Origin of the sequence: Mycobacterium szulgai (assembly GCF_002116635.1) — a bacterium.
Lineage (GTDB): Bacteria > Actinomycetota > Actinomycetes > Mycobacteriales > Mycobacteriaceae > Mycobacterium > Mycobacterium szulgai.
This window is the reverse complement of record NZ_LQPW01000156.1, coordinates 12,520-38,117: the sequence shown is the minus strand read 5'-3', so window position 1 is coordinate 38,117 and position 25,598 is coordinate 12,520. Positions and strand designations below refer to the sequence as shown.

The window sequence follows — 25,598 nt, the reverse complement described above, 5'->3', positions numbered from 1 at the left end:
GTTAACCCGGCAGATCGGGTCCCTGCGCCCGTAGGTCGTCGACGGCCGACATGGCATCGCGCAATTTGGCCAGCCACTCCTCGGTGTGCTCGCCGACCAGCTTGACCGACCACGCCAGAGCATCGGCGCGCGAGCGCGCCACGCCGGCGTCGACGAGCGTGTCGAGCACCTGACGTTCTGGTTGCTTGAGTCTCGTCATGACCGGAACTGCTATGTGGGTGAACAGAATTCGCTCGGCACCGCTGTCCGAATCGACCTCGACGCCCCAGGAAACCTTGCGCCCGTAGCGATCTTGAGCCTCGTCGGCGATCTTCATCCGCTCCGGCCGGGTCTCTTCCCGAAACCGCGAGACCCGGCCCTGCGCACGCTCTTCGCTTTCGGTTTCGCCGGGCAGCTTGCCGACCACGGTGATCTCTTCGCGGTCGACGACGACCGCGGGGTCGCCGTCGAACCATCCTTCGGGCAGCCGTCCGGCGAACCATTCGGCCGCACCGCTGGCATCGGGTTGCTCGGCCTGCTGCCAGCCCCCGGGGCGCCCGTACCGGCGTCCATGCATGTGTTGGTGTTTCATGATTACATGATTACACCGTTACACATCCAATGGAATGGCGTTCACCGGCGGCGAACGCAATGGCGATAGACCGTTGCCCATCGCCAAGCACCGGCGTATTTTTGGTACCGAAGCAGGCCCGGAAGCGACCAGTCAAAAGTGCCGGAAGATGGGGTGGAATCCGGCCGTGTCGGACCCGCATAAGACGGAGTCGGACGCCCCCAAGAGTCGCCCGGGCCTGCCCATATGTCTGCGGTGTCCGCGTTAGACGCGCCGCACCCGGAAAAGCTTCGCCTCACCCTTGATGCCCTTGAGCCGACGGGCGCCCGTGAACGACCAATGGAACCCCGCCGAATTTGCCAAGCCTTTTACGTCGTCGTGCACTGCCTCGGTGACCAGCACCGTCCCCGGCCGCGCCACCCCGGTAACCCGGCTCGCCGCGTTCACCGGACTGCCGAACCAGTCGCCGGCCCGGCTCACCGCCATCCCGGAGGCGACCCCGGCCCGCAACCGGGGGAAGCTGTCGTCGGTGTCCACCACGTCGACCAGCTTGATGACGGTGTCCAGCAGCGGCGCCGGGTCGGGGCAGACGAGCATCACCGCATCGCCGATCGTCTTGATGAACCGCACCGGCGGCACGGTCAGGTCGCGGGCGAGATCTGCCAGCCGGCCGGCGAGCCGGCCGAGCTCCTCGGCCGACACCACCTCACCCAGCTTGGTGAAGCCCACTAGATCGGCGAAGGCCACGGTGACCTGGCGGGCACCCGGCAGCGGTTTACCGGCGGCCCGCTCACCGGCGTTGACCGCTTCGGTTTCCAGCATGTGGCGCAACTGCATGAACAGCATGTCCTGGATCATCGGACCGAGTAACGGCGCAACGCGGCTCACCAGCGCTTTTGATGCCTGAGCGATCTGCAGCTCGGTAACGCCCGGGCGCATGATCGTCGACAGCGCGGTGTAACGCATCACCTCCGCGGCGTGCGACAGTCCTTCGGCCAGTACCCGCACCACCTGCACCACCTGGTCGGGGCTCAACCCAAGTTCGATGAAGCGCTGCGCGTTTGCGGCCGCGACGAGGTCAGCCCGCATGTGCACGACCGCGTCCGGGTCGTCCACCCTGGCCAGTCCGACGGCGCGCTGCACTCGCTGCAGCAACTCCAGGTCGACGCCGTGGCTCTCGCTGATCTCCCGGGCGGATACATAGGTGCCGTCGTCGCCGACGAGGTGGCGGGTCGCCAGCAGCAGCGGCGGGTTGGTCGACCGGATCTCCTCGGCGGTGATGCCTTCGGCAAGCAACCAGTCCACCAACTCGGCACGCTCGGCGCGCGCGGCGCCCTCGAGCCCGTCGAGGAGATTTTGGGGGTCGTCGTCCGTCATGACACCGGCGGCCGCCGGTGTGCCCACGGTCTGGCGGCTTCGATCTGCGCGGCCAGCGACAGCAGCGTCGCCTCGTCGTAGGGCCGGCCCACCAGCTGCACCGACATCGGCAGGCCGTCGTCGTCGAAATCCCACGGCACCACGGCGGCGGGCTGGCCGGTGACATTCCACACCTGGTAGTACGGAATCCGCCGGGCCACCAGGAACAACGTCGACACCCCACCACGGCGCTGGTAGGCGCCGATGCGCGGCGGACCCATCGCGGTGCCCGGGGTCAACAGGACATCCACATCGCTGAAGATCGACTGGATCCGCCGGCTCACCCCCTCCTCCGCGGTGCGCAGGGCCGCCATCCGGCGGTCGGAGAAGAACGAGCCAAGCCAGGCCAGCGAGCGGGTACGCGGTTCCAGCCGTTCCGGGTGGGCTTGGGCGTCGGCGTCGTCGCTGACACCACGCAGGAAGCGCGGCAGGAAGTTGGCGTAGGTAGCCAGGGCCGGATAATCGGGATCGCGGTTGATCACTTCGTGGCCCAGGTCGCGCAGCAGCGCCCCGGCCTGCTCGAGCGCGGCCAGCTGCGCCTTGCCGCACCGGGCCGGCAGCGGCGTTGGGCCTTTGGCGCTCAACGCAATTCGCAACTGACCCGGCTCGCGTGCCGCCGCGTCGGCGAACTGACCTTGCGGACCGGGCACCGTCGTCGTCGCATCGAGAAACAACGCCGCGTCCATTACCGAACGCGTGAGTGGGCCGTTGACGCTCAGCCCCTGCCATGCGCCGTCGTGCGGCTCCAGCGAGATGCGGTCCCGCTGCGGCTTGAGCCCGAACAGGCCGCACCAGGTCGCGGGGATACGAATCGATCCCCCGCCGTCGGAGCCCAGCGCCATCGAAGCCAGCCCGGCGGCCACCGCGGCCGCACTGCCGCCGCTGCTGCCGCCCGGGGCGCGCCGCAGGTTCCACGGATTGCGCGTGGCCCCGAACGTCAGCGACTCGGTGAACGGCATGATCATCAGCTCGGGCACGTTGGTCTTGCCGATGACGACCGCACCCGCGGCGCGCAGCCGGCGGACCACCTCCGCGTCGGAGCTCACCGCCGGACCGTGCGCGCCGCTGCCGTACGCGGTCACCTCGCCGGCGACGTCGGCATCGTCCTTGATCGCGATCGGCACGCCCAGCAGCGGCAGCCGCTCACCGGCGTCGAGGCGCTGCTGGGCGAGGGCGGCCTCCTCGCGCGCGCCGTCGTAACGCACCACGCGGTAGGCGCGCAGGTCACTATCGAACCGCTCGATCCGTTCCAGGTAAATCTCGAGCAATACCGGTGCGGTGACTTCGCCGTCGGCCAGCATCCGAGCCTGGGCCGCCGCCCCGGCGAACGCGATATCCCTTGGATCGCTGAGGTCCATCGCCGCAGCGTATCCGCTGACCAACCGGCCGTTGCCGCGGGTCCAGTAACGTGACGTCAGTGTCCTGCGTGTTCTGTGCGATCTCCAGCGGGGAAGCTCCGGCGATCCGGATCTATGAAGACGACGGCTATCTGGCCATCCTCGATATCCGGCCGTTCACTCGCGGCCACACCCTGGTGCTGCCCAAACAACACACCGTCGACCTCACCGACACCCCATCGCAGACCCTGGCCGACATGATCACCATCGGCCAGCGGGTCGCGCGCGCGGCCCGGGCCACGGAATTGGCCGACGCCACCAATATCGGCATCAACGACGGACGCGCCGCGTTTCAGACGGTGTCCCACATCCACCTGCACGTGCTGCCGCGGCGCAACGGCGACAAGCTGTCGGTGGCCAAGGGACTGGTGCTGCGCCGGGATCCGGACCGCGAAGCCACCGGCCAGATCCTGCGGGACGCGCTGGCCCGCATCAGTCAGTAATCCGCCGGCCGGTAGGACTGGATTCATGAGCCTTATGCATCAGCTTGAACAGGTGGGCATGCGGCTGCTGCCGCTGCACGACTCGATCTATCAGAAAAGCCACGGCTGGCTCGGACACCGGATACCGGGCATGCCGAACAGCTGCTGCTACACACCGTCGGTGCGAAGAGCGGCCGGCCGCGCACCACGACGCTGTCGTATGCCCGCGACGGCGACTCGTATCTGATCGTGGCCTCCAACGGCGGCGCCGACCGGTATCCCGGCTGGTACCACAACCTGCGCAACCGCCCGGAGTGCGAAATCAACGTCGGCCCAAGGCGATTCGCGGTGACCGCGCGGCGCATCGCTCCGGACGACCCGGACTACCCGCGACTGTGGCAGCTGGTTAACAAGAACAACGGCAACCGTTACAACGGCTACCAGCATCAGACCTCGCGGCCCATCCATATATTCGCGTTGACGCCGCAGGGCACCGGGTAATCCGCCGCCCGGGCCGGGCGCGGCGGTTTATTCTGCTAAACGCAGGCAGTGGAGGACCGCTAATCACCCTCGGAGCCGGCTGGAGCTGGCCGGAAGCTGGCTAAAGCTGGCTTGAGCTGGCTGTTGAGTTGCCTGGAGTTGCAATGAGACCCTGGACGCGAACCGCGTGGCAGCGGATCGGGCTGCCCGCGCACGTCGGTGGGTTGGTTGTCGCCGGATATGGCATCGCGGCGGTCCTGGTTTTGGCGTCCGGCGTCTTTGACTGGCAGGGCGTCTACGCGACCCGGCCGGTCGACGAAGTCGTCACGGTACTGTGCCTGCTGGTCGCGGCGACATGCGCCTGGTGGGCGGCCCGTCGCACGGCCGGTCACCGAAGATTCGGCTGGCTTGCGCTGGTTGTCGCGCTGTTGGGCTGGGCGGTCGGTGAGGTGATGTGGGCCGTCTACGACGTGCGGCCCGAGTTCGATCACGCCGCCCACCCGGCTGCAGCCGACGGCATACTGCTGATTTATCCAGCCGGCGCGATGGTGGCTTTGCGGCTGCTGTCCAACCGGGTGCGCCTCATTCCCTGGCGCTTGGTGCTGGACGGTCTCATCGTCGCGACGTCGCTGTTCGTCGTTTCGTGGGTATTCGTCCTGCAGAAACTGATCCGGGAGAACGCCGGGGCGGGACCGGCGACCGTGACGCACATCTTCGTCGACATCATCGTCATGACCGCCGCCATCCTGGCATTTTCCCGGGCCCGTGCCGACAACCGGCACAGCCTCAGCGTGCTCGCCGGAGGCATCATCACGATCGGCCTGGCCGACATCCTGGTCGTGTTCCACACCGGAATCGGGACATACCACACCGGCGATCTGGTTGACCTCACCCGAGTGATCGGGTTGGGAATGCTGGCGCTGGCGGCGCTGGCCAGCGTCAACGAATCCCCGGCCCCGGGGGCGGGCGAAGAACTCGTGTCCCGGGCGCGGCTGTGGCTACCGTACTTGCCGCTGTTGTTGGCCGCGGCGATCGGACTGGGGCACGCGTTTGCCCACGTCCAGAACCGCCCGATGATCGCCGCGCTGGCGATTCTGGCGGCGGCCGTGCTGGTCCGCCAGTTCGTGGCGCTCTTCGAAAACCAGGGTCTGTTGTCCGAAGTGGCGCGCGAAGCTTTCCGGGACAGCCTCACCGGTCTGGCCAATCGGGCCCGCTTCCTGAATCGCTTGGAACAAGTGGTGGCCCGCGGCTGCGCCGACACACCGATCGCGGTTTTATGTCTGGACCTGGACAACTTCAAGTCGGTCAACGACGCCCTGGGTCATCCGGCCGGTGATGAGCTGCTCGTGCGGGTCGCCGAACGGCTCACCGCCGTAGTAGGCGAAGCCGGCACGGTGGCGCGGCTGGGTGGTGACGAATTCGCTGTCCTCATCGAGCGATCCGTCGAGGAATCGCAAGGGATAGCGCACCGGGTCCTGGCCGCGTTCAGTGCCCCGATCGTGGTCGACGGCGTTCCGCTGTCGGTACGCCCGAGTATCGGGTTCACCGTGGCTTGCCATGGGGCCGAAGCGAGTTGCAGCGTCGACGAGCTGCTGCGGCACGCCGACCTGGCCATGTATACCGCCAAACGCGAAGGCGGGCAATGCATTCGCAACTTCGTGCCAGACGCGTCCCTTCCCGATATGCTGCCGGAGCTGGGCGACGCGGTGGCGCCGGTGGTGGCCACGCGTGGACCGGACCGGACAACTTCCGACGGGATCGCGTGGCCGCCACCGGCGATGCGAATCACCTTGGCGCTATTAGCAATAGGAGTCACCGCTTTCACCATCGGCAGCTTCGTCGCCGGACACAATGCGTTCTTCGACGATGTGCTGTATCCGGGACTGAACATGGCGGCCGCCGGAATCGTCGCCGCACGCGCGTACCGGGTCGCGGCCGACCGGTTGGCTTGGGGGCTGGTGGCGGCCGGCCTGGCCTGTTCGGCGCTGGGCGACGTGGTTTATTCGGTGTGGGTGCCCGACGGGCAGTCGCCGTCGGCGGCCGATCCGTGGTACCTGGTGTTCTATCCGCTTGTCTATGCGGGGCTGCTGCTGCTGATGCGGTCGCGTCTGCAGCGGGTGCCGACACCGATTCGGCTGGATTCGCTAGTGTGCGGGCTGGCCGCTGCCGCGGTGGCCGCGGCGCTGGCGGCCGGACCCATCCATACGGCAGCGGCCCGCGCACCGGCCACCGTGCTGGTGGGCCTGATCTATCCGTGGGGCGATCTGATCCTGTTGGCGCTGGCCGCCGGGATACTGCCGATCCTGGGCTGGCGCAACGAATTTCGCTGGGGTTTGCTGGTCGGCGGGTTCACCCTGTTCGCGGTGGCCGACACGGCCTACCTGTTCCAGACGTCGGCCGGCGCCTACCGGGCCGGCACGCTGCTCGACGCGTGCTGGCCGGCGTCGGCCTTGCTGGTGGCCGTGGCCAGCTGGGCGCCGTGGTCGTCGTTGCCGCCCTTGCCCAGACGCGGCCTCGGCTCCTATGCCGCCCCGGTGGGGTGCACCATAGGGGCCCTCGCCGTCACCGTCGCGGGTCCCGAGTCCCGGCTGGCGGTGACGCTGGCCGCGCTGAGCCTGGTCGCCGTCGCCGCCAGATTCTCGGTGACCTTCCGCGACGTCAGCATCGTCGCCGAAAACCACAAGCAGGCGATGACCGACCAGTTGACCACGTTGCCCAATCGCCGTTCACTGGCGACGACACTGACCGAAGATCCATTGCCGGCGATGAGAATACCGGCCCGCCAGGCCCTGCTGTTGCTGGAACTCTATGAGTTCCAGGAGATCAACGACTCGCTGGGCGCGCACTTCGCCGATGAACTGTTGTGCCACATAGCAAATCGGCTTTCGAAGAACGTGCGCCGGGAAGACCTCCTCGCCCGCGCCGGCCCCGATGAATTCGCCATCCTGCTGGGCGAGGGCGCCGACCTCATTGCCGCCCGCGCCCAGGCGGGCCGGTTGATCGAGGCGCTGAGCGAACCCGTCGCGCTCGATCCGATCACCGTGCAGGTCGATGCCCGGATCGCCATTGCGCTCTATCCCGACCATTGCGACCACCCGCAGGAGTTGTTGAACCGCGCCGAAACGGCGCTGCCGCACGCCAGATCCGCGAAAAGCAAGATCGCCGTGTACGACTCGGCGTTCGAACTCTATCGCGACAACGACCCCAACATCGTCGAGGAACTGCGCGCCGCGCTCAGCGACGGCGACGAACTGACCTGTCACTACCAGCCCAAAATCAACGCGAGCGACGGCAGCGTGCACAGCGTAGAAGCGCTGCTGCGCTGGCACCATCCCAATCGCGGGTTGCTGCTGCCAGAGGAATTCCTGCCCGCCGCCGAACGCGCCGGGCTGATGCGCAAGGTCGCCCACCGCACCGTCAGCGTCGCGCTCGACCAGAGCCAATCCTGGCGCCGCCAGGGCGTCCCGGTCACCGTCGCGGTGAACCTGTCGACGACGAATCTGCTCGACCTCGACCTGGTTGGCACCATCGAACGGCTCCTGCACAGCCGCGGTCTGCCCGCCGACGCCCTCATCATCGAGATCACCGAAAGCACCCTGGTCGACTCGGCGCGATCGCGCAGCACCGTCGCCGCGTTGCAGCGCCTGGGGGTTCGGATCTCGCTCGACGATTACGGCACCGGGTGGTCGTCGCTGGCCCGGCTGCAAGACGTCTCGGTCGACGAACTCAAGCTGGACCGGGTATTCGTGGCCCGGCTCGCCTACGACCCCCGCTCGGTTGCCATCGTGCGCTCCACCGTCGCACTGGCACGTAGCCTGGGCGCCGACCTGGTTGCCGAGGGAGTCGAAGACGAAGCGACGTTGAGCGCCCTGCGGCGCTACGGTGTCACGATCACCCAGGGCTTCGTGCACAGTCCGCCGCTGCCCACCGATGAGCTGCAGCGCTGGATCAGTGGCCACGCGCCGGCCTGCTCGCCTTCGAACCAGATCGAGTCGAGCACAGACCGGAGTCTCGGGTCGAATGAGGCGGAGCGCCTGTACCCCAAAACATCTTTTTAAGTTTGGAACATGCATTCTTGCAAAGAAACGACCGCCGCGACTTGTGGCCTGCACGGCAATTCACGCCACCAGCAGCCGACCTAATTAGATTGGGCGACAGTAAAAGTCAATTTCGTCGACCGATTCCTTTGGACCACCAAGGCCAACCGTCTGCCTGCCCCCAGCAACACGATCGGAGCTTGGAACGTTCTCTCCAGATCTTCTAAACATGTTGGCAATAGCGGTATTTCGATGTTAGCGTCGCCGCCGGTAGGTCAATGGTCGCCCCACCAGTCAGCAAGAGAATGTATCAAGTCAACGAGATCTTGGAGGATCCGCAAATGAATAATCTGCCCGGCAACTTAGTTGAACCCGCCGGAATCGGCGAGGTGGCGCTGTCGTCGGATTGGGAGATCGCCTTGACGCTAGGCGACAGCGAGTAGACCGCGACGCTTCGAGGGACGGCCCACGAAAGACCTTCCTTCGATACGCGATTGGACAGACGGATCAACTGATGTCGAGGTACCCGTGGCCTTCCGGGGCGCTATTCAGGAACTGACTGACGCCCGGCAGCACGGCAATGCGCTTCATCACATGTCAGCCCAATCAGTCTGGGCGACAGTAAGAGTCAAGTGCCAAGTGCCGACAGATCCCTCTGGCCCACCCAGGCAACCGCCTGCGTGCACTCCTAGAAGTATTGGCACTAGCCCTATTTCGATGTACCCGTGGCCGCCGGCAGGTCGATGATCGCCCCGCCTCAGCAGCAATATGCAAAAAGTCAAAAGATATCGGAGGATCCGCAAATGAACAACCTGCCCATGTTCGGGGGATATAGCCCCGCAGGAATCGGCGAGTTGGCGCTGTCTTCGGATTGGGAAACCGTCTTGATGCTTGGTGACAGCGAGTAAACCGTAGCGCATCGGGGGACGGCCCACGACGGACCGTCCCTCGGTGTGCGTTTGGGCAGCCGGATCAACAGATATCGAGGTGACACAGTGGTTTTCGCAGACTGGGCAGAACATGCCTATACCTCTGCCCGATACGTTGTCGACCCGTACCGTTGGTTGGAAGACGACGATAGCCAGGAGACCCAGCGGTGGCTTGATGGCCAGGAAGCGCTGCGCCAGCAGGCTTTACCTGCAATGGGTGAATGCCGCGTGGCCTTCCGAGACGTTATGCAGGAATTGACTGACATCGGTTCGGCCATCAGTCCGGTGGCCGGTGTGCCGGTGCTGCGAGAGTCGCGCCGCTTCTACTTGCACTGCCAACCTGGCCAGGATCTTGCGGTGTTGATGGTCGCCGACGAACAGACCGGCGCGGCCAGGGTATTGATCGATCCGCTGACCGAAGATACATCCGGGACAACAACTCTCGTCGCGTGGCGTCCGTCGTGGTCTGGACGCCTGCTCGCCTACCAGCTTTCACGCGGCGGCAGCGAACAACCAGAACTACGGCTACTCGACGTCGAGAGCGGTCGCGACGTCGCACAACCGATTCAACCTGGCCGATTGACGCCAGTCTCATGGCTTTCCGACGACTCGGGTTATTACTACGTCAAGGGCGCAGCCACCGACGCTGAGCAGCAAATCTGCCTGCGTCGGCTCGAAAGCCGATTCAGTAGTTCATCCGACGTAACGGTTTTCCGTACCCTGATGCGCCAATTGACGGTCATGGCCAGCGGTAACGGTCGCTGGCTCATTGTCAGTTGTTCAGCCGGCGCACGAAGCGGCAACGACCTATACCTTGCCGACCTCAATACCATCGGCTGTGATCCCGCCGCCCCACCGTTGCAGAAGATCTTTGACGGCGCCACCGATAACTCGCGGGCACTCCTCAAGGCCGGGGTGAGCGAGCTGATGTACGCCATCACCACCCGGGACGCTGCCGGCGGCCAGATCTGTCGCGTCAATCCCCAGCAGCCCAATTATGATGCCTGGCAACCGATTATCACTCCTTCCCCAGGGAGCGTGATCACCGGATGCGCCGCTTTGACTGAGCCAACCAACAGCGAACCCCGCTTACTCGTTGCCACCTCGGCGCACGGCCATCCCGCGCTGCGACTGCACAACCAAGACGGGCAGTGGTTAGCCGACATCCCCACCCCGAACAACGGACCAGCCACCATTACCAGACTGGCCGGCTCCCAAACAAAGCCAGGCCATGCCCGGTTTCTCTTCACCGATTTCACCACTCCGCATACGGTGTACCGGTTTGATCTGGCCGATCAAACAATTCAGCCGGACGCACCGCACACCCGAGCTCATCATCCTGCGACCAACGCGCCGGAGGCGACGGTCCATCAGATGGGTTACACCTCGGACGACGGCACCGAAATTCCGTTGTACCTCATCGTTCCCGCCGGATGCACCCACGGGCCGCGCCCGACCATCCTGACCGCCTACGGCGGCTTCGGAGCAACCATCTATCCCACCTACTCCCCCTCGCTGCTGGCCTGGGTGCGCGCCGGCGGTATCTATGCCATCGCCGGAGTTCGCGGCGGCGGCGAATACGGCAGCGCCTGGCATGCTGCCGGACGTCACCACAACAAGCCAACCGCCTTCGCCGACTTCAGCGCCGCAGCTCGTTGGCTGCACGCCCAGGGCTGGACAACACCACAGCAGTTGGCCGTTCGCGGCGCTTCCCACAGCGGACTCACTGCCGCGGTAGCCCTCACCAAAGACCCACACTTATACGCCGCGGTGGTCTGCTCGGATGCTTTGACGGACATGATTCGCTACCCCCACCTCGGGATCGGCTCCTGGTGGATTAACGAATTCGGCGACCCAGACAGCCCGGCCGATCGAAACACGCTGCTGAGCTATTCGCCGTACCACAATGTCCGAGCGGGCACCGCCTACCCGGCGGTGCTGGTGACCAGCGCCCGCCACGACGATCGAGTGGGCGCCGCTCACTCCCGCAAGTTGACCGCAGCGCTGCAACATGCCACCGCAGCTACCAAGCCAATCCTGCTCCGCACCGAAAACCACGTTGGCCACGACGACCGGGCAACCTCCCGACTCATTGACCTGCACGCCGACATACTCGCCTTCTGCGCCACCCACACCGGCCTCACGCACCCATGCGGGCCGACGTGACCGATTACGACCGTTCCTTCGCCAGTAGCGATGTCATCGGGTTGAGCCCAAGCCCGAGCTTTGGGACGTTGAGACGGAGCACCTGCACCCTGGAACATCGAATTACGTTTGGAGCGTGCGTCTTTTACCGGTTCGAGTTGGCCCGCCGAGGCAATTTCTGCGCCTGCCGCCGGAACGAACTCTCCACATCTGATTCTGAAATATATTGACACTTAATGGATTTCGTTGTTAGCTTTAGCAGCAGCCAGCAATATACAACTGCGATCAATGCAACCCCGGAGGATATCGAAAGTGAACAGTCTGCCCGGCGTGGGGCTTCTTGGTGGAAGTGCATCCGGCGAGTTGGCGCTGCCTCCGGATTGGCAAATCGCATTGATGGTCGGCGACACCGAGTAACTCGCTGCCTGTCGAGCGACGGCCGCAAAAAGACCTCCCTCGATGTGCGTCTGGAAGAGAGTCGCACCGCATCGCTGCACACCGTCGCCGACTAGAACAGCTCCTTGGCCAGCAGCTCGAGGGTGGCCACCCGGGCCGGCGCGGTAGCGGGATCGGTGCCGCGGTGGGCCGAGGCGACCGGGTGCACCATCACCTCGTCGACGCCGAAGCGTTCGGCGAGTTGACGCAGCTGTTCGGCGGCCTCGGCCGGTGCGCCGACCACTGCCCTGCGGAGCCCGCTGTCCACGATGTGCTGCTGCTGGGGGGTAAGGCGTTCGGTCGCCGCCTCCTCGACGAGCTGGACCGGGCCCAGCGGCTGACCGGTCCTTAGCCTGGCCATCATGTGCAGGTTGGGCAGCATCAAAGCCGTTGCCTCCTCGCGTGTTTCGGCCACCGCGGCATTGACGGTCAGGAACGTCACCGGCTCGGCGGCCAGGGCGCTGGGCTGGAACCGGGTCCGGTACACCTCGAGTGCCTCCTCGGTGCCTTTGCCGGAGAAGTGGTGGGCAAACACGTACGGCAGGCCCTTGGCCGCGGCCAGGTGTGCGGAGTACATCGACGAGCCCAGCAGCCACACCCGCGGTTCGGTGGCCGCGGCCGGGGTGGCCTTGAGCCGGTAGTCGCCCGACCGCAGCGGCACCACGACACCGCGGGCGCTCATCAGTGCGACGACGTCGTCGAGGTATTCGGGAAAGTGCTCGATGTCCTTGTCGTCCCGGCCGCCGCGCAATGCATAGGAGGTCACCGGGTCGGAGCCCGGCGCGCGGCCGATGCCGAGGTCGATGCGCCCCGGTGCGGCGGCTTCCAGCAGGGCGAACTGCTCGGCCACCGCCAGCGGCGCGTGATTGGGCAGCATCACCCCACCCGAACCCAGGCGCAGCTGGGCGGTCTGGGCCGCTAGATAGGCGATCAGCACCGGCGGGCTGGTGGCCCCCACCGACGGCATGTTGTGGTGTTCGGCCACCCAGTAGCGCGTGAAACCCAACCGGTCCGCGGTCTGGGCCAGCGTGACGGTGGCTGCCAGCGCGTCGACGGTCGTCTGGTCGGAGCGCACCGGGACGAGATCAAGAACGGAAAGACGCACGATGCGGGTAACGCTATGGGCGCTGCGAACGTTCCCGCTCAGTAGTCCCGCAGCGTGATCGAGTTCACGATCAGGTCGAACTGCTCCTGGGTGATGGGCGCACCGCCGGGGATGTTATCGCTGGCCAAGAACTGGGTGCGCTCGGTGTAGGCGTGAAACCGCTTGAAGTAGTTGGCAAAACCCAGGCCGTGATCCACCAGACCCTGATAGCTGGCCGCCTTGAGTTCGCCGGCCAGGATGTAGGCGCCCAGCAGGGCGACGCTGGTCCCCTGACCTGACAGCGGCGAGCAGCAGTACGCGGCGTCGCCCACCAGCGCCACCCGGCCGATCGACCAGTGATCCATCACGATCTGCGACATCTCGTCGAAGTAGAAATCGGGTGCCGAGCGCATGTAGCGCAGCAGCTCCGGGCGTACCCAGCCGTCGTCGGCCATCCGTCGTTCCATCTCGGCGAACTGGGCTTCGGTGTCGCGGTAGTCCATCCGCAGCTCGGTGTCCATGAAGGCCAGCGCGGCGCGGGCCTCGGTGTTGTTGCGCGCGCTGTAGACCCCGGCCATGCTGGTGTCCCCGTAGTGCCAGGTCTGCCAATAGTCCAGGTCCAAAAAGTTGGGCACGGTGAAGATGGCCATGTGCGTCCCGAGCCGCTTGATGAATCGCTCCTCGGGTCCGAAGACCAAGCTGCGCACGTTGGAATGCAAGCCGTCGGCGCCGATGACGAGGTCGAAGCTGCGCGGGCCGGAGGCGGCGAAGGTGACGTCGACGGCGGGGCCGCGGTTGTCCAGGGCGACGATGGTGTCATCGAAGAGGTATTCGGCTTCTTGGGTTGCGCCGTAAAGCAATTCGACCAGATCGTCGCGCAGCAGTTCGATGTCCGGGTTGTCGATGGGGCCGCCGGTCGGCGTCGATTCGGTGTCCCGGGACAGCTCGTTGCCGTCGCGATCGACCACTGACGCCCCGCGAATCGCGGTCTTCTTGTCCTCAGCGGCCTGCCGCAACCCCATCCGGTCGAGCACCTGCAGGGCCGGGCCCCGCACGTCGATGGCCTGCCCGCCCGGCCGCAAACCCGGATAGCGCTCCACCACCGTCACCGAAAAGCCGTTTCGCCCAAGCCAATACGCCGTCGTCAAGCCGGCCACACTGGCGCCGGATACCAGAACCGTCCCTGTCACGTGATCCCTGCCCGCTTCTTGGCCTCGGAGAAAATGTCGTCGAGCATTGCCGGAGTCAACCTACCGGTGAACATGTTCTGCTGGCTGGGGTGGTAGCAACCGAGCAGTTGCACGCCGGGTAGCTGCGCCACCACGCCGTGGCCGAACTTCGGCCGGGGCTTGGTCGCCAAGCCCGGCAGCCCCAGCGCGACCTGCCAGGCGAAGCCACCCAGCGCGACGATCACCTTGACGTCGTCGGACAGCAACCGCCATTCGGCGTCCAGCCACGGCGAGCAGGCGATGCGCTCGGCCGGCGTGGGGGCGTTGGCCGGGGGCGCGCAGCGCACCGGCGCGGCGATGCGAATACCCTTGGCGCGCAGGCCATCCGCGGCGTCCACACTGGTCGGCTGGTTCACCAGCCCGGCCCGGTGCAGTGCCGCGTACAGCTGATCGCCGGAGCGGTCGCCGGTGAACATCCGCCCGGTCCGGTTGGCGCCGTGCGCGGCGGGGGCCAGCCCGACGATAAACAGCCACGGCCGCGGTACTCCCCAGCCTGGCACCGGTCGCCCCCAGTAGGGCTGGTCGGCGAATGCGCGCCGCTTGGCGACGGCGACGTCCTCGCGCCAGCTGACCAGCCGCGGGCACGCCCGGCACACGCTGATCGCCGCGTCGAGTTCGGGTATCGAAACCAGTCGTTGCGCCAGCGTCACCACCTGCGCGGCATCGGCTGCCACCGGCGTCTGCGGTGTCGCCGGATCGCCGGGCCAGCCGGTGCCGGGCGCGACGGGAGAACCGAATGCCTGGCCGGTATTCGGATGGTTGAGCACACGAACATCCTGCCGTGATCCGGCGTGCGCCGAGAAATTCGGTGGTTGCGATTGCCGATTGGCGTTACATTCAGCCGCGATATCCCATGAGAAAAAACAACCGCGGCCCGGCATTCCTGGTTCTTTTCGCCACCTTGGTGGCGTGCGCGGGAGACGGCGTTTCCATTGTCGCCTTCCCGTGGCTGGTGCTGCAGCGCCAAGGCAGTGCGGGGCAGGCGTCGATAGTGGCCGGCGCCGCCATGCTGCCGCTGGTGTTCTCCACCCTGGTCGCCGGTACCGCGGTCGACTACTTCGGGCGGCGGCGGGTATCGATGGTCTCCGACGCGCTATCGGGTGCGGCGGTGGCCACCGTTCCGCTGGTGGCGTGGGCGTTCGGCGCCGCGTCGGTCAACGTCGCGGTGCTGGCGGTCCTGGGTGCCGGCGCGGCGGCGTTCGACCCGGCCGGCATCACCGCACGCCAGTCGATGCTGCCCGAAGCCGCCGCGCGGGCCGGCTGGTCGTTGGACCGGGTCAACAGCATCTACGAAGCGATCTTGAATCTGGCTTTCGTGGTGGGACCGGGCATCGGCGGGCTGATGATCGCAACGGTCGGTGGCATCGCCACGATGTGGATCACCGCCGGCGCGTTCGGTTTGTCCATCCTGGCGATTTCGGCCCTGCGCCTGGAAGGAGCCGACAAGCCGCACGTGGCGACCCGCCCACAGGGGCTGGTGTCCGGGGTGACCCACGGGCTGCGCTTCGTCTGGAGCTTGCGGGTATTGCGCGCGCTGGCGCTGATCGACCTGTCGGTGACGGCGCTGTATCTGCCGATGGAAAGCGTGCTGTTCCCAAAGTACTTCAGCGACCGCCATCAGCCCGCGCAGCTGGGCTCGGTGTTGATGGCGCTGTCCATTGGCGGCCTGGTCGGTGCGCTGGGCTACGCCGCGCTGGCCAGGGCCGTTCGCCGGCGCGCGATCATGCTGACCGCGGTGCTCACGCTCGGTTTGGCGACGGCGGTGATCGCTTTGCTGCCGCCGTTGCCGGTGATCCTGGGGTTGTGTGCACTGATCGGCCTGGTCTACGGGCCGATCCAGCCGATCTACAACTACGTGATACAGACCCGCGCGCCTGCGCATCTACGCGGCCGGGTAACCGGGGTGATGACATCGCTGGCTTTTGCCGCGGGCCCGCTGGGCTTGCTGCTGGCCGGTCCGCTGACCGATGCGGCCGGGCTGAGCGTCACGTTTTTCGCACTGGCCCTGCCGATCTTGGTCATCGGGCTGCTGTGTGTACGGCTGCCATCGTTGGGTGAGCTGGACCGCGAGCCGGCACAGGTCTGACGTTAGGTACCGAGAATCCGGCGCTTCTGTTCTTCGAACTCGTCGTCGGTGAGCACTCCGCGGTCCTTGAGCGCGGCCAGCCGTTCAAGTCGGTCGATCACGTCCGAACCCTGTTGTGGGGCAGGCTTTGTGGCCGGTGGCTGCATGGCCTGCAGCGCCTGCTCCTGCATCTCGGTGGCCCGGCGCATCATCTCGTTGCGGAATCCACTGGGATCGGCCATGGCCTGCCGGATCACGTCGCCCATCGGCATCCCCATGACCTCAGCGCCCCGCAAGTCCGGGCGGGCCGCGGTGATCGCGTCGATTGCGGTCTCGGCGGCCGGCTGCTGGTCCAGCTGGATATGGCTGTGGTCCTTCGGGTCGTAGACGACCGCCAGCCGGGTGCCCGGGCGGGGCGGCATCGACTGGGGCAGCAGCGCTTTGAGGCTCGTCTCGAACGACGGTTCATGCTCCGGTGTGACACGCAGCCGTAGCGTCCAGCGAATTTCGGTGTTGCCGAGAAGATTCGGATTCCCGACGGTGACCGAGACGGCCGACTGTTCGGCGTGCAGGACGTCCGCGAAGGTGCGGACACCGACTTTGCTGAGCTTCCGCTGTCCGAACAATGAAGGCACCTATCCGTAACGCACTGCAGGACCGCTTCAATCTACGCCGGTTAGCTACCGCGACGGACCCCTGCGCGCGGCCCGTAGGATCGGTCCGTGGATGTGTTGGCAGATCTGATCGCGGACCTGCCCGACGGGATGGTGATCACCGATCCCACAATCACCGAGGGTTACCGGCAGGATCGGGCGCTGGACCCGTCGGCGGGCAAGCCGCTGGCCGTGGTGCGGCCGCGGTGCACCGAAGACGTGCAAACCGTGCTGCGCTGGGCCAGCGCTCACAGCGTGCCGGTGGTGACCCGCGGTGCCGGTTCCGGCCTGTCTGGCGGGGCAACCGCGCTGGACGACGGGATCGTGCTGTCCACGGAGAAGATGCGCGACATCACCGTCGACCCGGTCACCCGCACCGCGGTTTGTCAGCCCGGCCTGTTCAACGCCGAGGTGAAGCAGGCCGCCGCCGAGCACGGGCTGTGGTATCCGCCCGACCCGTCGTCGTTCGAGATCTGCAGCATCGGCGGCAATATCGCCACCAACGCCGGCGGCCTGTGCTGTGTGAAGTACGGCGTCACCACCGACTACGTGCTTGGCATGCAGGTGGTCCTCGCCGACGGCACCGCGGTCCGGCTCGGTGGCCCGCGTTTGAAGGATGTCGCGGGGCTCTCGCTGACCAAGCTGTTCGTCGGCAGTGAGGGCACGCTGGGCGTCGTCACCGAAGTGACGCTGCGGCTCATACCCGCGCAAAACGCGTCGAGCATCGTGGTGGCCAGCTTCGCCTCGGTCCAGGCGGCCATCGATGCCGTGCTCGGGGTGACAGCGCGGCTTCGCCCCTCGATGCTGGAGTTCATGGATTCGGTGGCGATCAACGCCGTGGAGGACACCCTGCGCATGGACCTGGACCGTTCGGCGGCGGCCATGCTGGTCGCCGGCTCCGACGAACGGGGCCGCGGCGGTACCGAGGACGCCGAACTGATGGCCGCGGTGTTTTCTGAGCATGGCGCCAAGGAAGTGTTTTCCACCAACGATCCCGACGAAGGCGAGGCGTTCGTGGCCGCCCGCCGGTTCTGCATCCCGGCGGTGGAAATGAAGGGCTCGCTGTTGCTCGAAGACGTCGGGGTGCCGTTGCCCGCCCTGGGCCATCTGGTCACCGGGATCGCGCGAATCGCCCGGGAGCGCGAGCTGCTGATCTCGGTTATCGCCCACGCCGGCGACGGCAACACCCATCCGTTGCTCGTATACGACCCCGCGGACAGCGCGATGGCTGAGCGTGCTCAGGTTGCCTACGGGGAGATCATGGATCTCGCCGTAGGGCTGGGCGGCACCATCACCGGCGAGCACGGCGTGGGCCGGTTGAAACGGCCGTGGCTGGCCGGCTATCTGGGACCCGACGTCATGGACCTCAACCGGCGCATCAAGCAGGCATTGGACCCCCAGGGGATTCTGAACCCGGGCAGCGGCATCTGACTTTTGCGCCGAGTGTGAGCACAGTCTCTGGTTGACATGTCCGTTGTCATGTCTTACACATGAGACATGTCGACAATGATGTCTCATGGGTTCCAGCTGGCGACCGCGCAGACCTGGCCCAATCCGTGGCCGATGTACCAGGCACTGCGCGACCACGACCCGGTGCACCATGTCATCCCGCCAGCGCGTCCGGACCACGACTATTACGTGCTGTCCCGGCACGCCGACGTCTGGTCGGCCGCCCGCGACCACGAAACGTTCTCGTCGGCGCAGGGGCTGACCGTCAACTACGGCGAGCTGGAAATGATCGGGCTGCAAGACAATCCGCCGATGGTGATGCAGGACCCGCCGGTGCACACCGAATTTCGCAAACTGGTGTCCCGCGGTTTCACTCCGCGCCAGGTCGAGGCGGTAGAGCCCAAGGTGCGCGAGTTCGTCATCGAGCGGATCGAGAAGCTGCGCGCGGCCGGTGGCGGCGACATCGTCACCGAGCTGTTCAAGCCGCTGCCGTCGATGGTGGTCGCGCATTATCTCGGTGTGCCCGAAGAGGATCGGGTTCAGTTCGACGGCTGGACGCAGGCGATCGTTGCGGCCAACACGGCCGAGGGCGGCGTCGCGGGCGCTCTGGAGACCGCCGGCGATGCGGTCGGGACGATGATGGGCTACTTCACCGGGCTGATCGAGCGGCGCCGGGCCGAGCCGGAGGACGACACCATCTCGCACCTGGTCGCCGCCGGCGTGGGAGCCGACGGTGATATCGCCGGCACGCTATCCATCCTGGCGTTCACGTTCACCATGGTCACCGGCGGCAACGACACCGTCACCGGCATGCTCGGCGGCTCCATGCCGGTGCTGCACGAGCGGCCCGACCAGCGCCGGCTGCTGGTCGACAACCCGCAACTCATCCCCGACGCGGTGGAGGAACTGCTGCGGTTGACCTCGCCGGTGCAGGGCCTGGCCCGCACCACCACGCGCGACGTGATCATCGAAGACACCACCATTCCCGCCGGTCGCCGGGTGCTGCTGCTGTACGGGTCGGCCAACCGCGACGAACGTCAATACGGCTCCGACGCAGCAGAACTCGACATCACCCGGTGCCCGCGCAACATCATGACGTTCAGCCACGGCGCACACCACTGCCTGGGTGCGGCCGCGGCCCGGATGCAATCGCGGGTCGCGCTGGAGGAATTGCTGGCCCGCTGCCCGGACTTCGACGTCGACACCGCCGGCATCGTCTGGTCCGGGGGCAGCTACGTGCGGCGTCCGCTGTCGGTGCCGCTCATCGTGAAGTCCTGATGACGAGTTCGGGAAGAGACTGGCTGGCTGATCGGCGTACCGAGGTGGCCGCCGACCGGATACTGGATGCCGCCGAGCGGCTGTACACCGAGCGCGACCCGGTTTCGATCGGCATGAACGAAATCGCCGCTGCCGCAGGCTGTTCCCGCGCTACGCTGTACCGGTACTTCGACAGTCGCGAGGCGCTGCGCACCGCGTACGTGCACCGCGAGACGCACCGGCTTGGCCGCGAGATCCTGGCGCAGATCGGCACCGTCGAGGACCCGCGGGAACGGCTGGGCGCCGGGATCTGCGCCACCTTGCGGATGGTTCGCGGAAACCCGGCGCTGGCGGCATGGTTCGGCTCGGGCCGATTGCCCATCGCCGGCGAGCTGGCCGGGCAGTCGGAGGTAATCACCGCCCTGGCAGCGGGATTCTTGGGTTCGCCGGGGGGCCCACCGGAGCCCGGGGGCATCGTCGAACGCCGGGCCCGCTGGGCCGTGCGGGTGATCATCTCGTTGCTGATGTTCCCCGGCCATGACGAAGCCGACGAGCGGGCGATGATCGAGGAGTTCGTCGTCCCCATCCTGGGGCCGGTTTCCGCGCCGCGATAAGCGCGCGAAGCTTTTTGTTGCGGACCGGTGACGCCCGGCGTCGCCGGTTATGTTGAGGCTCATCGGTCGGCGGTTCGCTGCTGAGTCGCGGTGCCGGATCGGGGCGGATGGATTCGGCCGCAGCGAGCTGGGGCGGGCCGGCCGAGCAGTTGCGGGATGCGTCGACGGCATTCCCGTCCAGAACCACCGACGCGGCCAACGGCGCCGGGCAGGGCGCCCGACCCTGCCGATTCGCCAGCTGCCCGGGGATGGGTGGCGAAGGCGTAAAACGAATTAGGGCCGCAGCTATCCGGTCTTGACCCGGGTGAACCGGTGTAACAGCCAGGCCAGCGGGATCGTCAGCACCATCGTCGCGACGAACAGATACAGCATGGAGCCGGTATACACATGGGCGCGCACTACGTAAACCATTGCGAATTCCATTGTGACCAAATGGATCAGGAAGATTTCGTAGGAGATTTCGCCTAGCCACACCATCGGCCGGGTGGCCAGCAACTGGTAATACCAGCCCTGGTCGCCCAGCGCGAGCGGCGCCACCGCCAGCGTGGCGATCACGGCATAGAAGCAGGTCTTCACCAGCGCCTCGCTCACCGACGCCGGTGACGTCGTGGGCGCGCCGCCGATGGGCGTGGAGACGATGAAGTAGCAGATGACGGCCAGCGATATGGCCGCAAACGCGTAGCAGCGCACGCCCATGGCCTGCAGCACGGACAGCATCATGCCGCCGAGGAACCACGCCAAATACGTTGGCAGCCAGAGCCGGGCGCCGTCGGGAAACCAGTGATCGGTGTGCACCAGGATCAACCAGGCGGGGCTGATCAGCGTCATCGCCGCCAAAGCGGCCAGCGTCAACCTGGGTTGCCATCGTCGCCGGGCGATCAGGACCAGCAGTAGGTATGCCAGCACGGGCAGCGATACGTAGAAGGCGGCTTCCACCGCCAGGCTCCACATTTGGGTCAGACCCTGATGGAGGTACTTGCCCAGATAGCCGTCGGTGTAGATCTGGGTCAAGGTGAGGTTGCGGACCAGCCCCAGCCAACTGTGTCCGGGGTTGGGACCCGCCTCGCGGTAGTGGTAAAGCACGTATGCAATGAGCACGGTGATGACGTAGGCCGGCATGATGCGCCGAACCCGATGCCACGCATACCGACTCAGCGAGGGCGCCGGGCCGCCGGTGACAGCGGCTTTGACCCAGGGGCGAAACAGCAGGAACCCCGACAGCACGAAGAAGATGGGCACCCCGATCTCCATCCGGGCACCGACCAGGCCCCAGTAACCGTGCGTGTACTTGCCGGTGGTGTAGGCCGCGTGGGTGCCGACGACCAGCAGCGCTGCGACGGCGCGGACGCCGGTGAGCGACGCGACCCGGTCCACGTGGGCGGTCTGTTCGAGTCCGCCCTGGGCGTCTTTCTCCTCGGACAGGGTCATCGGACGGGCTTCCGTTTAGGTGCTCTGGCCGGGCGGTCCGGCCGGCCGGACCGCTCCGGCCGCAGTTCGATCAGGACTCCCGAGATACGTGTTTTCTCAAGTTTTTTCAGCGTCGCTTTGGACATCTTGGCCGGCAATTCCACCAAGGAGAAGTCGGGCCCGATGCTGATGTGGCCGAAGTCGCTGCGGTGTAATCCCCCTTCGTTGGCGATAGCGCCGACGATCGCCCCGGGCCCGATCTTGTGCCGCTTGCCCACCGAAATCCGATAGGTGGTGAATGCCTTGTCGCGCCTTGGCCTTTCGGGGCGTTCCCGGCCTTCCCGGTCTTCGCTGCGCCGGCGCGAAGCGCGCTCGGGCGGTGGTTCGGGCGCCATCAGGAATGCCTCGCCGTCGCGCGACTGGACCGCCAGGGCGGCGGCGATGTCGGCCATCGGGACGTCGTGCTCGCGTTCGTAATCCTGCACCAGCCGGCGGAACAGCTCGATGCCCGGTGCTGCGAGCGCGTCGGTAATGGAGTCGGAGAACTTGGCCACCCGTTGGGCGTTGACGTCCTCGACGGTGGGCAGCGCTGCCTCGGTGAGCGTTTGGCGGGTGGCCTTCTCGATCGCCTTGAGCAGGTGGCGTTCCCGGGGCGATACGAACAACAGCGCCGTCCCCGAACGTCCGGCCCGGCCGGTGCGCCCGATCCGATGCACGTAGGACTCGGTGTCGTGCGGGATGTCGTAGTTGAGCACATGGGAGATGCGTTCGACGTCGAGACCGCGGGCCGCCACATCGGTGGCGACCAGAATGTCGAGGCGGCCGTCTTTGAGCGCGGCGATGGTGCGTTCCCGCTGCCCCTGCGGGATGTCGCCGTTGATGGCCGCCGCGGAAAGCCCTCGGGCACGCAGCTTTTCGGCGACTTCTTCGGTCGCTTGTTTGGTGCGCACGAACACGATCATCGCCTCGAACGGTTCGACTTCCAGGATACGGGTGAGCGCGTCCATTTTGCGCGGGCCGGCGACCTGGATGTAGCGCTGCGAAATGTTCTCGGCGGTAGCGGTTTTCGCTTTGGAGGTGACCTCCAGCGGGTCGTGCAGGTATTTGGTGGTTATCTTGCGGATGGCCGGCGGCATGGTCGCCGAGAACAGGGCCACCTGTTTGTATTCGGGGGTATCGGAGAGGATGCGATCGACTTCCTCGGCGAAGCCCATGGTGAGCATTTCGTCGGCCTCGTCGAGCACCAGATAGTCCACTCGCGATAGATCCAGGGTCCCGCGTTCCAGGTGGTCGATGACGCGGCCCGGGGTGCCGACCACGATCTGTGCGCCGCGCTTGAGCCCGGCCAGCTGCACGGTGTAGGACGCGCCGCCGTAGATGGGTAGCACGTTGAGGTGCTGCAGGTGTGCCCCGTAGCGGCTGAATGCCTCGGACACTTGCAGTGCCAGCTCGCGGGTGGGCGCCAGCACCAGAGCCTGGGTCGCTTTGCTGGTGACGTCGATCTTGGACAGGATCGGGATGGCGAAGGCCGCGGTCTTGCCGGTGCCGGTTTGCGCCAATCCGACCACGTCAGAGCCCGCCATCAGCGCCGGGATCGTCGCAGCCTGGATGCCCGTCGGCGTCTCGTAACCGACTTCACCGATCGCGCGCAACACGCGCGGGTGAATCCGCAGGTCGGCAAATGTGGAGGGAGAGCTCTCCGGGATGTCCATTTGCCATGGAGTTTAGCTGTGCCCGGCCGCCGCATACGCACTGTCGGTCCGGACACCATGTCGCCGAACGTGCACTGGTTGCGAAAATCCGCCGATTTTTTCGCAACCAGTGCACGTTCAGCGGAGGGCCCGGGACGGCCCGGGACGCCGGCTACTTCAGGCCGTGCCGCCCGGCTTTGCCGGTCTGTGTTCCGGCGGTGCCGCCTTTACCGCCAACGCCGTTGGTCGGGCCATATCCCCCATTACCGCCGTTGCCGCCGTTGCCGGTTTGATCGGCGTTGCCGCCGGCACCCCCGACACCGCCCTTGCCGGTGCCCGGCGCCGCTATGCCGCCTTCGCCGCCGTCGCCGCCGTTGCCGTACTGGCCGGCGTGGCCGCCGTCGCCGCCGTGTCCGCCATTGACGCCGTACCCGCCGGCGCCGCCATCACCACCGAAGCCGAATTGCGAGCCGGCGTCACCGCCGGCGCCGCCAGCCCCGGCGGTGCCCTTCGCCGAAAAGCCGCCGGTACCGCCGAAGCCACCGCTGCCCAGTGGACCACTGGCGTCACCACCGGCGCCGCCGGCACCACCCTGCTGGACACCGCTACCGCCCGCGCCGCCGTTGCCGCCGTGTGCGAACTGCCCGCCGAGTCCGCCCGCACCCCCGGCACCGCCGATCTTGGCGCCGCCGCCGCCGGTACCGCCGGCCCCACCGGTGCCGAACCAACCACCGGCTCCGCCGTCCCCGCCGGCACCGGCAATACCGGCCTGAGGGCCGGTACCACCGGGGCTGGAGTTCCCACCGGCTCCACCGCCCCCGCCGAGGCCGAACATCCCGCCGGCCCCGCCAGCGCCGCCGGTGCCCCCGACACCCGCGTAGCCGAAGCCGCCAGTTCCGCCGGCGCCGCCGCTGCCGAACAAGCCGCCGGCCCCGCCGTGTCCGCCGACCTGGCCCGCACCGCGGGGGCCGATGGCACCGGAACCGCCCGCGCCGCCGGAGCCCATCAGCAACCCGCCGTCTCCGCCGGCCAACCCGCTTCCGGGTGCGGCATTGGCGCCGTTGCCGATCAGCGGGCGGCCGAACAGCGTCTGGCTCACGTCGTTCAGCGGAGCCAGGGTCTGCTGCAGCGAACCGGCGGGGATCGCGCCGGCGGCGCCGGCAGTGCCGATGGCGCCGCTGAGGCTCAAGCCGCCGTTGCCGCCATTACCCGCGGTGCCGATCATCGAACCGGCGCCACCATTGCCACCGTTACCGCCAGTACTCGGCGACCCGCCGGCATAGCCGCCTTCACCACCGGCGCCGCCGAAGCCGAATTTTGAACCCGCGTCACCGCCATTGCCGCCGGTACCGCCGTGGAAGTTTCCGTATCCGCCAGTGCCGCCGGCGCCGCCGTCGCCGTACAGCGTGCCGGCGTGGCCGCCCGCCCCACCGGACGCGCCGTTGGCCGCGCCGCCACCGCCGACGCCGCCGGCACCGCCATGGCCGAATTGGCCGGTGGCGTTGCCGCCGGCGCCGCCCACACCGCCTGTTCCGTCGCCGGTGCCGAGTCCACTGGCGCTGCCAAAGCCACCGTTGCCACCGGTACCGCCGGTGCCGAATTCCCCGGCATTACCGCCGTTACCACCGGCGCCGCCAACGCCTATTCCGTTGCCGCCCATTCCGCCCGGACCGCCCAGTCCGAAGATGCCCCCGGTCCCGCCGTTGCCCCCGGCTCCCCCGGCGCCGACGGTACTGAAGCCGCCGGTGCCACCGGCACCGCCATTGCCGAACAGCCCGGCCGCCCCGCCGTTACCACCGGCGCCGGACAAGTAGCCCGCGCCGCCGGCGCCGCCATTGCCGAATAATCCGCCGATACCGCCGTTACCGCCGGCGAGATGGTTGGCGCCCCCGGATCCGCCGGCGCCGCCATTGCCGATCAAAATCCCGCCCGGCGCACCGTCTGCCCCGGTACCTGGTGCGCCGTTGGCGCCGTTACCGATCAGCGGACGATTCACCGCCGCCATAGAGGGCGCGTTGATCACGTCGAGGACGGTCTGCAACGGCGAGGCGTTGGCGGCCTCGGCACTGGCATAGGCGCCGGCACCGGCCTGCAGGGCCGACACGAACTGGTCGTGAAAGGCCGATACTTGGGCGCTGAGCGCCTGGTAGGTCTGCGCGTGTGAGCCGAACAGTGCGGCCAGGGCCGTCGACACCTCGTCCTCGGCGGCGGCGAGCAAATTGGTGGTTTGGCCCGCCGCTGCGGCGTTGGCTGCGGTGAGGGTGGAACCGATGCCGCTAAGGTCGTGTGCGGCCGACATGAGCGCCTGGGGCGCCGCGGTGAGAAACGACATTGACAA

18 protein-coding genes and 1 pseudogene are annotated in these 25,598 nt (G+C 67.0%); 9 read left to right on the top strand and 10 right to left on the bottom strand.

Going from position 1 to position 25,598, the window contains the following annotated elements; genetic code table 11:
- Window position 1: 1 nt before the first annotated feature.
- The 3 genes from AWC27_RS23760 to AWC27_RS23750 form a co-directional block, all read right to left on the bottom strand.
- Window positions 2-571, bottom strand: a complete 570-nt coding sequence (locus AWC27_RS23760) for a hypothetical protein (RefSeq protein ID WP_085672721.1) — start codon at window positions 569-571, stop codon at window positions 2-4.
- Window positions 572-814: 243 nt separating this feature from the next.
- Window positions 815-1,927, bottom strand: a complete 1,113-nt coding sequence (locus AWC27_RS23755) for an adenylate/guanylate cyclase domain-containing protein (protein WP_085672750.1) — start codon at window positions 1,925-1,927, stop codon at window positions 815-817.
- Window positions 1,924-3,324 carry an amidase gene (locus tag AWC27_RS23750; RefSeq protein ID WP_085672720.1) on the bottom strand — a complete coding sequence of 467 codons (1,401 nt, stop codon included), beginning with the start codon at window positions 3,322-3,324 and terminating at the stop codon, window positions 1,924-1,926. The genes AWC27_RS23755 and AWC27_RS23750 overlap by 4 nt, the downstream gene beginning before the upstream one ends.
- A 59-nt stretch (window positions 3,325-3,383) precedes the next feature.
- Here AWC27_RS23750 and AWC27_RS23745 point away from each other — a divergent pair, with 59 nt between their 5' ends.
- The 5 genes and pseudogenes from AWC27_RS23745 to AWC27_RS30505 all read left to right on the top strand — a co-directional run bounded on the left by AWC27_RS23745 (window position 3,384) and on the right by AWC27_RS30505 (window position 11,888).
- On the top strand, window positions 3,384-3,806 hold the full coding sequence (locus AWC27_RS23745; RefSeq protein ID WP_085672719.1) for an HIT family protein: 423 nt from the start codon (window positions 3,384-3,386) through the stop codon (window positions 3,804-3,806).
- 25 nt (window positions 3,807-3,831) lie between these two features.
- Window positions 3,832-4,286: pseudogene (locus AWC27_RS23740) on the top strand (nitroreductase family deazaflavin-dependent oxidoreductase).
- A 143-nt stretch (window positions 4,287-4,429) separates the two neighbouring features.
- Window positions 4,430-8,323 carry a diguanylate cyclase domain-containing protein gene (locus AWC27_RS23735; RefSeq protein ID WP_085672718.1) on the top strand — a complete coding sequence of 1,298 codons (3,894 nt, stop codon included), beginning with the start codon at window positions 4,430-4,432 and terminating at the stop codon, window positions 8,321-8,323.
- Between the two features lie 932 nt (window positions 8,324-9,255).
- Window positions 9,256-11,397 (top strand): prolyl oligopeptidase family serine peptidase, encoded by a 2,142-nt coding sequence (locus tag AWC27_RS23725; protein ID WP_085672716.1) that lies wholly within the window; start codon window positions 9,256-9,258, stop codon window positions 11,395-11,397.
- Window positions 11,398-11,612: 215 nt separating this feature from the next.
- The gene (locus AWC27_RS30505; RefSeq protein ID WP_139837174.1) at window positions 11,613-11,888 is read left to right on the top strand and encodes a hypothetical protein; all 276 of its coding nucleotides are present in this window, start codon (window positions 11,613-11,615) and stop codon (window positions 11,886-11,888) included.
- Here AWC27_RS30505 and AWC27_RS23720 read toward each other — a convergent pair.
- The 3 genes from AWC27_RS23720 to AWC27_RS23710 are packed head-to-tail and all read right to left on the bottom strand — an operon-like array spanning window position 11,885 to window position 14,891.
- A complete protein-coding gene (locus tag AWC27_RS23720) occupies window positions 11,885-12,916 on the bottom strand; it encodes an LLM class flavin-dependent oxidoreductase (RefSeq protein WP_085672715.1) in 1,032 nt (343 codons plus the stop codon). The two genes, AWC27_RS30505 and AWC27_RS23720, sit on opposite strands and share 4 nt — an antisense overlap.
- Before the next feature lie 38 nt (window positions 12,917-12,954).
- Window positions 12,955-14,085, bottom strand: a complete 1,131-nt coding sequence (locus AWC27_RS23715; protein WP_139837173.1) for an FAD-binding protein — start codon at window positions 14,083-14,085, stop codon at window positions 12,955-12,957.
- The gene (locus tag AWC27_RS23710; RefSeq protein WP_245847465.1) at window positions 14,082-14,891 is read right to left on the bottom strand and encodes a uracil-DNA glycosylase; all 810 of its coding nucleotides are present in this window, start codon (window positions 14,889-14,891) and stop codon (window positions 14,082-14,084) included. The genes AWC27_RS23715 and AWC27_RS23710 overlap by 4 nt, the downstream gene beginning before the upstream one ends.
- 86 nt (window positions 14,892-14,977) lie before the next feature.
- On the opposite strand from AWC27_RS23710, the gene tap reads away from it, so the two are divergent.
- Entirely contained in the window at window positions 14,978-16,210 is a 1,233-nt protein-coding gene (gene tap, locus AWC27_RS23705; protein ID WP_085672714.1) for a multidrug efflux MFS transporter Tap, read from the top strand.
- 2 nt (window positions 16,211-16,212) lie between these two features.
- On the opposite strand, the gene AWC27_RS31665 is transcribed toward tap, so the two are convergent.
- Window positions 16,213-16,815, bottom strand: a complete 603-nt coding sequence (locus AWC27_RS31665; protein WP_211281703.1) for an SHOCT domain-containing protein — start codon at window positions 16,813-16,815, stop codon at window positions 16,213-16,215.
- Between the two features lie 138 nt (window positions 16,816-16,953).
- Between AWC27_RS31665 and AWC27_RS23695 the strand changes: the two genes are divergently transcribed.
- From AWC27_RS23695 to AWC27_RS23685, 3 genes are all read left to right on the top strand, one after another.
- Entirely contained in the window at window positions 16,954-18,273 is a 1,320-nt protein-coding gene (locus tag AWC27_RS23695; protein WP_085672746.1) for an FAD-binding oxidoreductase, read from the top strand.
- A gap of 66 nt (window positions 18,274-18,339) precedes the next feature.
- Window positions 18,340-19,569: a cytochrome P450 gene (locus tag AWC27_RS23690; protein ID WP_085672713.1), complete on the top strand. Its 1,230-nt coding sequence runs from the start codon at window positions 18,340-18,342 to the stop codon at window positions 19,567-19,569.
- Window positions 19,569-20,162 carry a TetR/AcrR family transcriptional regulator gene (locus AWC27_RS23685; RefSeq protein WP_085672712.1) on the top strand — a complete coding sequence of 198 codons (594 nt, stop codon included), beginning with the start codon at window positions 19,569-19,571 and terminating at the stop codon, window positions 20,160-20,162. Before AWC27_RS23690 ends, AWC27_RS23685 begins: the two co-directional genes overlap by 1 nt.
- Window positions 20,163-20,447: 285 nt before the next feature.
- Here the strand turns inward: AWC27_RS23685 and AWC27_RS23680 are convergent, their stop codons facing one another.
- From AWC27_RS23680 to AWC27_RS23670, 3 genes are all read right to left on the bottom strand, one after another.
- Entirely contained in the window at window positions 20,448-21,590 is a 1,143-nt protein-coding gene (locus tag AWC27_RS23680; RefSeq protein WP_085672711.1) for an acyltransferase family protein, read from the bottom strand.
- A complete protein-coding gene (locus tag AWC27_RS23675) occupies window positions 21,587-23,281 on the bottom strand; it encodes a DEAD/DEAH box helicase (protein ID WP_085672710.1) in 1,695 nt (564 codons plus the stop codon). The genes AWC27_RS23680 and AWC27_RS23675 overlap by 4 nt, the downstream gene beginning before the upstream one ends.
- Window positions 23,282-23,432: 151 nt before the next feature.
- On the bottom strand, window positions 23,433-25,592 hold the full coding sequence (locus AWC27_RS23670) for a PE family protein (RefSeq protein ID WP_085672709.1): 2,160 nt from the start codon (window positions 25,590-25,592) through the stop codon (window positions 23,433-23,435).
- Between the last annotated feature and the right edge of the window lie 6 nt (window positions 25,593-25,598).